This window comes from Vibrio sp. PSi01, from assembly GCF_054960695.1.
Window position 1 is genome coordinate 13,875 of the sequence record NZ_JBHNYN010000017.1, and the last position, 12,673, is coordinate 26,547.

Genomic DNA, 12,673 nt, shown 5'->3' on the forward strand with positions numbered 1-12,673 from the left:
TGAGTTAATTTCAATGCCGCATATCATAACCCGAAAAGTCGAATCTGTTGAGCAAAACTGGCTCAAACAACTATCGAATGCGATCTCTGACCCGACAAAACTGCTTGAAGCATTAGAAATAGACCCAACACCGTGGCAAAAAGGATTCGCGGCACGAGAGCTGTTTTCACTTCGAGTACCCCTAAGCTTTGTAGAGCGAATGGAAAAAGGCAACCCACACGACCCTTTATTGCGTCAGGTGTTACCACTCAACGAAGAGTTCGAGGTTCATCAAGGCTATTCAGCCGATCCGCTAGAAGAGCAAGAAAACGCAATACCTGGACTGCTGCATAAATACAAAAACCGCGCACTGATGATTGTAAAAGGGGGGTGCGCTGTAAACTGCCGCTACTGCTTCCGTCGCCATTTCCCTTATCAAGACAACAAGGGTTCTAAGTCTGTGTGGCAAACCAGCCTCGATTATGTGGCTCAACATCCCGAGATCAACGAAGTTATCTTATCGGGTGGCGACCCTTTGATGGCCAAAGACAGCGAACTCGAATGGCTTATCCATGCTATCGAACAGATCCCGCATGTAAAAACCGTTCGAATTCATAGCCGATTACCGGTTGTGATCCCTGCTCGAGTGACTGATGAACTATGCCAATTGTTAGCTCAAACTCGCCTCAATGTGGTCATGGTCAGCCATATCAATCACGCCAATGAAATCAACGTGGAGCTCAAACAAGCTTTCCATAAGTTGAAACTCAGTGGTGCGACTCTGCTTAATCAGGGCGTGATGCTAAAAGGCGTCAACGACAGCGCTAACTCATTGAAAGAGTTGAGCGAAAAGCTATTCGATGCCGGTGTTTTACCGTACTATATGCATGTTCTTGATAAGGTTCAGGGCGCCGCTCACTTCTATATCTCCGATGAAGAAGCAAAGGCCCACTTTAGGGGGTTAATCTCTGAAGTTTCTGGTTACCTAGTGCCTAAGTTAACTCGCGAGATCGGCGGCCGCAGCAGTAAGACACCACTCGATCTGCACATTGAATAACTCTATCTCGAGCAATGGTCGCTTCTTATCGTCTTGAATACCAAGAAGCGACAGAAACAGAAGCCCCTACTTTCTCATTGACCACCACTGGCTGTTAAACCTCAAGCAGACAATCCAATCGTTAAGACAAAAAGTTTTTGTTCGATCGTCCGGTCTATTATTAGCATACTCGGCTCTATTCTAAATTTTTAGGAGGGGTGATATGCCACAATTTATAGAACAAACTCTCAACCTTGCCCCCTTTAGCTGGGCAGGCCTCGCGGTATGTATGCTGTGTGGTTCGTTAATCGGAATCGAAAGGCAAACCCGCGGTAAACCCGTTGGAATACGAACCTCAATTTTGATTATCAGCGGTACTTATTTCTTTCTCACCATGGCGATTAGCTTATCTCCTAACACGCTCGATCAAGCCCGTGTGCTTGGTCAGATAATAACGGGGGTCGGGTTTCTTGGTGCAGGAGTAATGATGACATTGGATGGTAAGATTCATGGCGTCACGTCTGCCGCGATCATCTGGGTGCTGGCGGCTTTGGGGATGATGATAGCCTTAGGGCACCTATCTCAGTCTGTTATCATCACGCTAATGGCGCTGGTTATCTTGCTTGGTGTCGATAAGGTAGAAAACAGCTTCCAGAGCCTGCGTCGTGGTGTGCATCAGAAATGGATGAACAAGGGCCGCATCAAGAAATAGCGTCGCATCTTAGAGGCATTGCTATCGCAGAACGTATTTCATCTTAGAGGCATTTCTTAAGTGGCACCTTTTAGATAAAAGAGCGCTTAGGCTTAGATAGTCGATAGTCGATAGTCGATAGTCGATAGTCGATGTTAAATACATAGAAAGAAGCCTAGTCAAACGACTAGGCCCTCATTGGTTCTCACAAACTGCTCACTGCGAATTAAAACACGTGAATACACACTTGATTCTTGCCCGCGGCCTTCGCCTTATAAAGCTGCTCATCCGAAGAACGAATGCTCTGGTTTTCCCACAAGTGACCAACACTGTCGAACTTATACAAAGAGTAGAGCGTTGCTCCCCCTGAAACAGAAATATTCACCTTATCCCCCGTCGGACATCGGTAACTTTGCAGGCTAATGTCGTTTTGAATCCGTTGAAAAATCGATGACAGCAATTCAGATGATTCTCCCGTGATCGCGACAACAAACTCTTCACCACCAAACCGAGCGACAATGTCTTGCTGCCTAACACTGTTCATCATCAACTTGGCGACATGGCAAATCACTTCGTCCCCGACCTTATGCCCGTGAACATCATTGACCACTTTAAAATCATCAATATCGAAGACACCCACACCAATGATTGGCTCTTCGTCTTGCGCCAGCAACCGAGCTTCAAAACCGCGTCGATTCAATAGGCCAGTGAGTGGATCATGCATTGCTAAGTTATTTAAACGATTGTGTTCTTGTTTGGTATAAAATCGCCACAGCCATAAGGCGGAAACCACATACAAAGCCAAAAGTATCGATAACTGAACTCTTTCCATCTCCAATACATGCAAAAAGTGCTCACTCTTGTCTTCTTCAATACTGAGATAGAGCTGAGTATTGATACCATCGACATACAAAGGTCGCGAATGGGTAAAGTCCATGAAACCGTATTTGTTTGCTCCGCGAGTGCTCGTCACCTTATAACCATGTTTAGGGTTCGACACTAAATTCGCAACATAGCCATCAATACCGAGTACCCCTTTAAATTCCCCATCAACATAGATGCCTTTGGTTAGCGTCACGACTTTTTTACCCGTCAGGTAATCATCGTATTGCCCGGTATACACCACTTGATCTTGTCCCTGAGCTAAGCCAAAACGCACCGTATTCACCCAGTACGGGCGGCTATTCACCACAGAATCGAAGGTATCCCCTTTAATCGTGCTGGCAAAATCCGAAGGCGAAGAGATGATGAATTTATCTTTCGAAATAAAGTAAATCGCAGAGATGGTATCAATGGTATTGGCAAAATAAGCCATGGTTGGAGCGATGAATAAACGCTTACCCGCTTCAGCACTAAGCACTGATTTAGGATCACACATCTCGCGAGGGCCAGAGAACATAAAATCAAAACGTGGGGCTTGTTGCTCCTCACTGATGAAATAGCACGTTTCTCCCTCTACCTTTTTGCCATGCGAGAACACATACGTATCGCCGTGCAGTGGGTAGAGCGCAGTAATGTTGTACTCAAGCGCATTAATGATCTGTGTGAGTTCCGCTAAAGAGCGTGTCACGCCTTGGTTTTCGATTCCATACTGTTTATCTGATTCTTCCGCTGAATCAACGAGCAATATACTCAAAACGACTAAAAAACTGGCGGTAAGGCTTACGAAAGCCTTTTTAAAATCGATGGTATGGTGTTTTATCAAAGCATATAAGTCGACGTTGTTAGTTTAGCGCACATTGTACTTATAAGTAGAAATACTGCAATAGGGAATATAAAACCAAGCGCCTATTGAGTCAGATGAGGAGTATGGGTTAGAAGTGGAAGTGGAATTGAAGGTGAAGCTAAACTGATACTGATACTGATACTGATACTAAATGGAAACTAAAAGTAATAACGCCTAAACAAGAGCTTAGGCGTTAAAAGGCTTGGCTACGTTTTACTTAGCAAAGTTCACAATCGGGAAGCACGGGAAGAAACCGTTGTCAGCACAGTTGATCAGACCAACTTGTACGCCCTCGATTTTTTTAGTTTTGTTGAAGATACCAACCTGAACCGTAGACACTTCAGAAAGGTTTGCGGCACCAACATCAACCAGAGTGTCGCCTTCCGAGTAGTTTACAAAACTCACGTTAGCGCCTTTCACATCGTTAGTGATGTTAACGGCACCCAAGTTCAAACCTGTGGTTTTTCCTGGGTTCCAGTTGAATATACCCAGTGAAGCACCGGTCATTTCTTGGTTTACTTTATGCGCACCAAAAATACCCAAGTTTACACCTGTCGTCGTTTGCGTCTCAGACATACCAACAATAGCAAGATCGACACCTTTAAGGTCGTTTACTTGTCCGTGAAGTAAAGCCAAGCGCACACCACCAACCGCATCGGAATCTGGTGCGTTAAAGCCGTTGATCGTTGAAAACATAACAGGCGAAGAAGCAAATGCTGCTGGCGCCATGACCGCTGCAGAAACAGCAAGTACCGAAAGTAGTTTTTTCATTGGGAAGTCTCCACTGACTTATTGTTAACTTGATTAATCCATTTTCAATCAAGCATTTATTATCCTTTACTCAACAGCTATCCATGTTAAATCAATGTCATAACTGTACTGTTGAATATAGGCCTAAAAAACAACAAAGGGCAATGAAAGTTCACACAGTCTACTCAAGTGTCGCATACAGCAATCTTCTCAGTTACGCTTTCTAGATCCTAAGTTACCTTCTTTAGAGCCTAAGTTACGCTCTTTAGATTCTCAGTTAACTTCTCTAGACCTTAAAAAACTCCAGCTCTTTTTTCTGCTCTACCGCCAATTGAGATAACTCTTTGGCCGCTTGTTGAGTTTGATGAATACCCGATACATTTTGGTTCACTAGGTCAAAGGCATTGTTTGTATTCAATGCTATACGCTCAGTTAAACTAAACTGCTCTTGAGAAGTGCTTGTCACTAGCGTATTAATTTCAGAAATAGATTGCACAGACTGTTCAATATGACTGAATGATTGTTGGACATTTTCTGACAATGTCACCGACTCTTGGATCTGCTCAACATTGCTGATCATGTTGTCATTGGCTTTTTCTGATTGAGCTTGAAGCTTGGTAATAATATCTTGAATGCTCTTCGTTGAATCTTGCGTCTTAGATGCAAGGTTACGAACTTCGTCAGCAACAACGGCAAAACCACGTCCGTATTCACCCGCTCGTGCCGCTTCAATGGCTGCATTCAAGGCCAGCAAATTCGTTTGATCAGAAATGGTACTGATCACGGCCGTCACTTCACCAATATCCATCGCATTTGTTTTAAGATCGACAATCATACTGGCGGTTTGTTTTACAGAGTCATTAATCTTATGGGTAAGCTCAATAGACTCCTCTAAGGTTTGGTTACCTTTAAAGACATTATCAATCGCTTTTTTAGCCTCTTGCTCGGCATGAACAGCGTTTGATGTTACTTCTTTTGATGTGCTTGATAACTCGCTAATCGCATTAGAGATTTCCTCAACTTGCGTCAATTCATGTTGAGCATTGTTCGCGGTATCAACCATCACCCCAGTCAACTGCTCAGCTGACGTGGCAACTTGTGTTGAAATCCCTCGGCTGCTTTTAATGACAGTACTCACCTTATCATTAAGGATAATTAACGAGCGATAGATGCCAACGGCCTCTTCTGGTTTGATAAAGCGTTGGGATAAATTACCTTCAGAGATTTTCTTGATCATTTCAGAAATCTCCCATGGTTCACCACCCAAAGAAGCTCTGAAACTGCGTTCAATAATAAAGCCGACGAATAACGACATCGTCAATGCAATCGCAGTCAGCAACAGCATCAACTGTTGAAAGTCACCCGCAACAATTCGAGCCTCAGAGGTTAACTTTTGGCTTTGTTCTTCTTGGTAATCAATAAATTCGTTGATGGCAGCAAGCCATTGAATAAAAGCAGGTCGAGCTGAATCGAGGATAGAATCGGTCATTACAGTACCCGACTTCTTATCCCTAATAATCTCATCAACCAAGGGTAAAGTGTATTGTTGTACCTTATCGATTTTCGCAAGAATACGTTGTTCATCGGCCGTAAATACCTCACCTTGCGAACGCATTTGGTTCATTTGAGCTTCAGATTCACGATAAAAAGCTTCGAGCTGCTTAACTTCTTGCTCTAGAAGAGAAATCTCTTGAGAGGTTCTGGCTATCGCAATATCACGAATAGTAATCGCGCGGTCATGAACACTGCCACGGTAGTTAATGGCATAACGCTGCTTAAGTGAGTTTACATCGGTAATTTCCGTCAGGGTCTCATCGATGAAGTTAACTTTTTGAATACCTAATACTGTTAAAAGCATCATAAGAAAAAGCGTCGTGCCAAACCCAATAGCCAGCCTCGCTTTAATGGTGAGTTTTGATAGATTGTCCAACATATGATCTCTTTTTATATTAATTCAACGTTAAGGTACGAATACCGCACTTAAGCATCACCCGTACTTATAAATATCAGCAAGTATCTGGCTCCAAGCTATAATATAAAGAAATCGTAAGGACTAATACATAGTTAAAATTCACTGACTTAAAACTCTCTAGATTCCCACTATTTAACCCAACAGCATAAGCTAAAAATAACAGGCTTTTATGCTGATTCACGGACAGCGGCCTGGCATAATTTAGCACTATCCAAAAAGATAAAGCCCCCATAACATCTGCTCCTTGAAGCAGTCATTATGGAGGCTATTGAGAGAGACACTGAGCCTCTCCTATATCGACAAACGAGTCCGCTAATCGAAAAAGTATTTGCCTTCAAAGTTCGATACAGATAACGGTTTGGAGTAATAGAAACCCTGCAAGCGTGTCACTCCGACCTCTTTACATATGGCATCATGAATATCCGTCTCTATCCCTTCTGCGACCGTTTCGTATTCTAAGCTGTGTGAGAAAGCACAAATTGCCGTAAAAAGTTGCCTTGGTTTTGTCAATTCAATACGCTCAACGAAAGAGCGATCGATTTTGATCACATCAATCGTGTAATCCTTCAAATGAGACAGTGAGGAGTAACCGGTTCCAAAATCATCCACTGCGACTTTCACACCTAAGTCACTGATTTTCTGCAAAGCTTCAGATGCCCACTCGCCAGAAATAAGATTACTTTCCGTAATTTCAAACTCCACATTTGAAGCTGGAATTTCATAAATATTAAGAAGGTTTTTAACTTTTTTCGCTAAAAAACGGTCGGTTAACTGACTTGGAGATAAGTTAATCGCTAATGTAAAATCATCTCTCAACGTTTTCTCATTCAGCCAATATTGTAACTGTTTCAAAGCCGTTTCGATGACCCAAAAACCGATATCGACAATCATCCCAGTTTCTTCTGCAACCGGAATGAAGCTATCTGGCGGAATCATTCCTAACTTCGGATGTTTCCAACGCAACAAAGCTTCTGCCCCTATTAGCTTCATATCCGCATTAAACTGAGGTTGGTAATAAAGCTCCATCTCGTTCTTTACTAGAGCTCGCTTCAGGTGTCTTTCAAGCTCTGCTCGGCGATTCATTTGTTCATGAAATGCTTTTGAATAAAACTGGGCCTGATTTCTTCCCTTATCCTTAGCACGATACAAAGCAATATCAGCGCATTTTCGTAACTCAATAGAGTTCGATGCACATTCTGGAAAGCTTGCAATACCCACACTAACCGTTAAATCTAATAACTCTCCGTCCACACATATCGAAGAACTAAACTCAGACATGAGTCGGTTGACCATTTTTTGGACGTACTGCTTATTATTTCCGATAGGGAATAATAATGCGAATTCGTCCCCCCCCAATCGGCATAAAATATCATTGTATCCGACGCAGCGGTTAAGCTTACTGGCCACCTCTTTGAGGGCGCCATCTCCTAAGACATGTCCGTGGCGATCATTAACATCTTTAAATTTATCGACATCAATCAGCATTAAGACAAACGAAGAGTTATCTTTTGCTGAGGAAAGCAGTTGTTTGGTTAAACGCTCTTCAAAGAAGTGGCGATTATTCAAACCCGTTAAACTATCGCGCTCTGCTAATCGCTTTAGCTCGGTATGCGTCTCCAGCACTTGTTGCTCGAGTTGATGGCGTTCAGACGCAATAACAATCGCTCGTCTCAGCCTTACCGCCGTAACTTCACTTTTCATAATGAAGTCCTGAGCGCCTGATTCAATGCATTTCAGAGCGATCTCTTCATCGTCATTGTGGCTCAACATAACAATCGATGTAGAGAAATCATTTTTCGCGCGCAGTTCGATTAACAATTCAAAACCGTCGGTTGGAGGAAGTTGATAATCCAGTAAAATGACATCAAATTGTTTCTGAAATGCCAACTCTAGACCTTTAACGCCGGTATCGGCAGTCTCAATAGTCGCTAGAGGTAAGTCTGTATTTTTCAACGTCCTGACAATAGACAAAGTATCTACCTGATCATCATCAATGATCAATACCTTCATTTGAGCCCCCTTGGCTTTAGCATTTTGGTAACTCAACAATGTTCCAATAGTTCTCTAGAAAACGAATAAGTTGTTTGTAATCTTGGTTAGATGAAGACTTCACAATGTAACCAGCAATATTTTTCTTGTAGGCTGCAGAAATTTCTTCATCAAGTTGGGAAGTCGTGAGTACAAAAACCACAATGTCACTCAAATTCGAATCCGACCGAATGGCAGATAAAAACTCCATGCCATTCATTCGCGGCATGTTTAAATCCAGAAGCACAATAAAAGGCCGAGCAATGGCATCGTTTTTAAGCACTTCTAATGCCTCTAATCCATCACGAGTTCGATGGATTGGATTAAGCAAATTGAATGACTTCAATGAACGCTGAATTCCGATGGCATCAATATCATCGTCTTCAACTAAAAGAATACTGACGGTTTTCATATAGTTATGATTCATATGATCTCCTTTTTTTCTAATAACTCTTCTGTGGGCCAGGTGAAAACAAAAGAACACCCACCTTGTGAATTAGAGTGTAATTCGAAATGGCAGCCGTAAAGCTCCAAGGTTTTTTTGATGATAGACAAGCCCATACCACTTCCTTCGACGCTATCGCGAGGTTGCAGTGTGTGGAATAACTCAAACACCTTGTCATAGAGTTCAGTTGGAATTCCAGGCCCATCATCTTCGACACAGAACTTGTAATGGTCACCTTGATAAACACCAGAAACCTTAATATTGGCGTGTGCTTTATCGTGGTGTTTAATCGCGTTGGACATTAAATTTCGCAATATTAAATCTAGCGGGACGACCAACGTACGAAACGGGCCAATGCTATCGTCACAAATAAGCGTCGCCTTATTATTCATATTCAATAACTCGAATGTCTCTTGGACATTGCTCGCTAAAGAGAACTCTTGAATCTCATTCTTTTTTCTACCAACTCTAAAATACGACAATAAGTCATCGAGCAATCGCTCCAACCTGACAACTCGCCCCTGCAAAAGGCGACTATAATCCTTTGTTTCAGGGGTTAGGTGCTCCTCAATGTCTTCATTGATCCATGACACCAATTGCGAGATCCCTCTCAGAGGTGCTTTCAAATCGTGCGATGCGACGTAAGCAAACTGATCGAGGTCTCTATTCGCTCTTTCTAGAGCAAGATTTCTTACTGCTAAGTTTTCTGAGGCTTTTTCTAGGCTATCCGTTCGCTCTTGCAAATCTCGACTTAACTTTCTTGCATAGCCTTGGGCTTTCTCTTCCCCGTTACGCAATATAATAAGAATGGCAAATAGCATGACATTAACGAGTAGGCCGAACATCAGAATCAATGTTGGTTGATTACTATGCTGCTGAGCTTCAAATAAAGGTGAAGATTGAAAATCAAAGAGCCACCTTCTCCCATACATATTGACTTCCAACTGTTCATCGAACATTGGTTGATGGTTCAGGGCTTCACGAGAATTTGTAAGCTCATCGTAGAGTGAAATATTGTCATCATGGATACTGAAATTGATAAGACGATTAACATCCTCAAGCGTACCGTTCATTAAATGTTGAACAATAAAAGGGGCATAAACTAACCCCAAAAAGCCATCACTTTCATCACCATAATATTGCGGGACTTTTCTCTTATCGAACCATGGAACATAAAAAAGAAAACCAGGTGTTTGCTTAGAATCTTGAACCAAGGTTATTGGCCCTGTAATTTGAGGGGTTCCCTTTGTTCGAGCTAGCCTTGCTGCCGCATATCGATTATTTTCATGGGCCATATCCAGACCAACCGCTGCTCGGTTCTCTTCTTCTGGTTCAATGTACGTAATAGGCCAATAATCTTTGGCGATACGAATTGGGTGCATGTCATACGAAGGAAAGCTTTGTTGTTGCCAAGTAAGATAACTCGTCACTTTTTTCTGAGGGACGTAATGAATCACACCTATCCCGCTCACTCCAGGGAAGTGGGATGATATATCAAACTGACTAGCAAACGTTTTCCAACTCTCTCGATTAACCGGGGCCGAAAACATATGGATTGCTGATACGCCCGCGGTCAATGCTTCTTCATATTTGCTCATCCTATCTTGAACAAGCCCGAGTAATTGACTCACTTGAAAATCAAATTGAACTTGAGATTTTTGATGTGTTTGATGAAGAGTAATTTGCCAAGCGGTAATAGTTAGGATTAGAGAGCAGACGAGAACAAGCCAATGAAGCCAAGATAAAGCGGTTGACGACTTTTTGATAAAAGTAAGCATCCTTAACCTATTGCACAGAGTGCATAATAATATCGAATAACCCTGACGCTAACTTTTATCTAACGAAATGTAAATACTATATTTACATTCTTCACTTCACTGCTCTAAATTACATATTATACAGAATGACAACCCTAGATTTAATCGCTACTTAAAAGCTCAGAACGGTTTCTGCCGTTATTTTTTGCGCGATACAAAGCTGTATCCGCTTCTTTTAAGGTGACCCTAATGGATTGCTCCTCACCGCCCCAAAAAGCGACGCCAATAGAAACAGTGACGCCTCCTACATTGGCAAATTCATATAACTCGACCTTTTTACGTAACCGTTCTGCAAATTTAAAAGCATCTTGAATATCGGAATTGAGCAGAAAAATAATAAACTCTTCCCCACCAGAACGAAACAGCAAGTCTTGATCTCTAGATTGCTCTTTCATCAATTGTGCAAAGCTTTTTAATAAATCATCACCAGTATCATGGCCAAAGTTATCGTTGACCGATTTAAAAAAGTCGATGTCCAATGCGAGAACAGAAAATGGGATAGCCTGATGTTGTAATTGATCAACGGCTTTATCTAAACCTCTCCTATTTAACAAGCCCGTCATCGAATCCGTTAAACTTGCCGTATGAAGCGAGTCAATCGTTTCAAACGCGATCCCAAAGGCCTTGATAAAGCTGCTCTTCAGTTGTGATGCTTCAAAATACCAAGAGTGAACTTGCTTTACATTATTCACCGTATTTGAGTTACGATCACTACCTGTAACCGCCAGTGCTAACTGTCTTAATGGTTTAGAGATAAAGCTAGAAAATACCCAAATAAACATTAACGTCAACACCCCAACAGGAATCGTCGTTACAAACACCTCTTTCATTTGTTGATTAACCATAAGTAGAGTACTTTGCTTCGATTTCTGCGCAACCACTCCCCAACCAGCCTGAGAGACCGGGGCGTACCCTGCCAACATTTGAATACCCAAAGAGTTCACAATATCTAGACTGCCACTTTCGCCTTTTGACACAGTATTAATTGCGCGGTTATTTGTGATTATTTGGCCGATCCTTGACTCATTTGGGTGATAAATCAATGTTCCATGACGATCCACAACGTAAAGGTAAGAGCCATCCACGTAACTATGTTCATTCAATAATTTCCCTAGGATATTCTCAGCTTCTAGATAAATAGTGCCACTGATGTAGCCGAGATACTCTCCCTGATTCGAAAAAATAGGGTACGACAGACTAATCAGATAGTTACCTGCGGGAGATACGAAAGGGTCCGTCACCAAAGGGGCTTGGGCTTTTAGAGATTGGAGTGAGTTTTCATTCGTTAACTTAATCCCTTTCACTTTCACTGTCTCTGGAGAGACCGCCGTAATTACACCATTAGAATTTACAACGACAACGGAGTTAAACAACTTGGTTTGATTTTTGAGTCGTTTCGTTTCTTCTGTCAACGCACGCTGATCATTGGTGCTGTCGGATAGAGCTTTGGCGCTGTATTGGAGCTGGGTCATCGCGGAATCAAGAAAAACATCCGTCATTTCTGCCATCTTTTTGGCATAAACTCGGTTCGACTCTAGTGTCGTATTGATGATGATATCGCGCTGCACTTGATAGAGTGAATAGAAAGCGTTTAATAACGTAACCATTGCAGAAAATACACACAAGACTAGAATTAACTTTCTCAAATTAACCTTTTCTAACATTGTTTTTATCCATTTCTTACCGCTATATTTTGCGCAACATTAACATTTAAAATTAGGACTTTCAGCCTATTCCTCATCGAAGTTGGAATATAGCTCATAAGCTAAATTTATTATCTACACTCATCACGACGTATATTGTGGTCACTACAAAGAAAATCTTAGTCATAAAAAAGAAATTTTTTACCATAAAAAAAGATAACACAGCCTCAACCTCCCCTATTGCGATAAAGTAAAGCCAGTTTAAATTAATATAAACAACTCTAAGCTATGAGACTTAACACTTAATATACAGAACTAAATCCCTCATTTGACCTAAGAAGGGTGCACTAATCCTTATTACCTCTTATTTTCAATGGTTAATATAATGCGAATTTGCAAAACAACATCCTGAATGAGGCGTATTATTCCAGATCGACTTAACGGTCGAATACCATTAATATATTTAAGGTCTTACTGCTGCATTCAGCGTGGATATTTACGACATACAAACAGCTAGACAAAAAACAAACAAGAACTGGCTTACTATTGGCAGCGGTGATAAGTTATGTAACGTGTTACTTATATT

The 12,673-nt window shown here is 41.8% G+C and carries 9 protein-coding genes; 2 read left to right on the top strand and 7 right to left on the bottom strand.

The genetic code is table 11. The features are described 5' to 3' along the window. Positions 1-13: 13 nt before the first annotated feature. Positions 14-1,036: an EF-P beta-lysylation protein EpmB gene (gene epmB, locus ACFI6G_RS18185; protein ID WP_010434032.1), complete on the top strand. Its 1,023-nt coding sequence runs from the start codon at positions 14-16 to the stop codon at positions 1,034-1,036. A 202-nt stretch (positions 1,037-1,238) separates the two neighbouring features. After that, positions 1,239-1,727: an MgtC/SapB family protein gene (locus ACFI6G_RS18190; protein WP_016787276.1), complete on the top strand. Its 489-nt coding sequence runs from the start codon at positions 1,239-1,241 to the stop codon at positions 1,725-1,727. 205 nt (positions 1,728-1,932) lie between these two features. Here ACFI6G_RS18190 and ACFI6G_RS18195 read toward each other — a convergent pair whose 3' ends face one another. The 7 genes from ACFI6G_RS18195 to ACFI6G_RS18225 form a co-directional block, all read right to left on the bottom strand. Further along, complete coding sequence (locus tag ACFI6G_RS18195; protein WP_081304418.1) at positions 1,933-3,393, bottom strand: sensor domain-containing diguanylate cyclase; 1,461 nt, start codon at positions 3,391-3,393, stop codon at positions 1,933-1,935. A 252-nt stretch (positions 3,394-3,645) separates the two neighbouring features. Continuing rightward, positions 3,646-4,203, bottom strand: coding sequence for a VC2662 family protein (locus ACFI6G_RS18200; protein ID WP_016787278.1), 558 nt, complete (start codon positions 4,201-4,203; stop codon positions 3,646-3,648). Between the two features lie 265 nt (positions 4,204-4,468). Then, positions 4,469-6,115 (bottom strand): methyl-accepting chemotaxis protein, encoded by a 1,647-nt coding sequence (locus ACFI6G_RS18205; RefSeq protein ID WP_010434020.1) that lies wholly within the window; start codon positions 6,113-6,115, stop codon positions 4,469-4,471. 351 nt (positions 6,116-6,466) lie between these two features. Continuing rightward, complete coding sequence (locus ACFI6G_RS18210) at positions 6,467-8,164, bottom strand: two-component system response regulator (protein WP_016801074.1); 1,698 nt, start codon at positions 8,162-8,164, stop codon at positions 6,467-6,469. Between the two features lie 16 nt (positions 8,165-8,180). Further along, a complete protein-coding gene (locus ACFI6G_RS18215) occupies positions 8,181-8,609 on the bottom strand; it encodes a response regulator (RefSeq protein ID WP_010434014.1) in 429 nt (142 codons plus the stop codon). Then, the gene (locus ACFI6G_RS18220; RefSeq protein ID WP_016787280.1) at positions 8,606-10,405 is read right to left on the bottom strand and encodes a sensor histidine kinase; all 1,800 of its coding nucleotides are present in this window, start codon (positions 10,403-10,405) and stop codon (positions 8,606-8,608) included. Before ACFI6G_RS18220 ends, ACFI6G_RS18215 begins: the two co-directional genes overlap by 4 nt. Positions 10,406-10,545: 140 nt before the next feature. After that, positions 10,546-12,108 (bottom strand): sensor domain-containing diguanylate cyclase, encoded by a 1,563-nt coding sequence (locus ACFI6G_RS18225; protein ID WP_010434009.1) that lies wholly within the window; start codon positions 12,106-12,108, stop codon positions 10,546-10,548. Positions 12,109-12,673 lie beyond the last annotated feature (565 nt).

Excerpts from the sequence above, each read along its gene's own strand:
- ACFI6G_RS18205 (WP_010434020.1), bottom strand. The coding sequence starts at position 6,115 with ATGTTGGACAATCTATCAAAACTCACCATTAAAGCGAGGCTGGCTATT.
- epmB (WP_010434032.1), top strand. The coding sequence starts at position 14 with ATGCCGCATATCATAACCCGAAAAGTCGAATCTGTTGAGCAAAACTGG.
- ACFI6G_RS18220 (WP_016787280.1), bottom strand. The coding sequence starts at position 10,405 with ATGCTTACTTTTATCAAAAAGTCGTCAACCGCTTTATCTTGGCTTCAT.
- ACFI6G_RS18210 (WP_016801074.1), bottom strand. The coding sequence starts at position 8,164 with ATGAAGGTATTGATCATTGATGATGATCAGGTAGATACTTTGTCTATT.
- ACFI6G_RS18225 (WP_010434009.1), bottom strand. The coding sequence starts at position 12,108 with ATGTTAGAAAAGGTTAATTTGAGAAAGTTAATTCTAGTCTTGTGTGTA.
- ACFI6G_RS18215 (WP_010434014.1), bottom strand. The coding sequence starts at position 8,609 with ATGAATCATAACTATATGAAAACCGTCAGTATTCTTTTAGTTGAAGAC.
- ACFI6G_RS18200 (WP_016787278.1), bottom strand. The coding sequence starts at position 4,203 with ATGAAAAAACTACTTTCGGTACTTGCTGTTTCTGCAGCGGTCATGGCG.
- ACFI6G_RS18190 (WP_016787276.1), top strand. The coding sequence starts at position 1,239 with ATGCCACAATTTATAGAACAAACTCTCAACCTTGCCCCCTTTAGCTGG.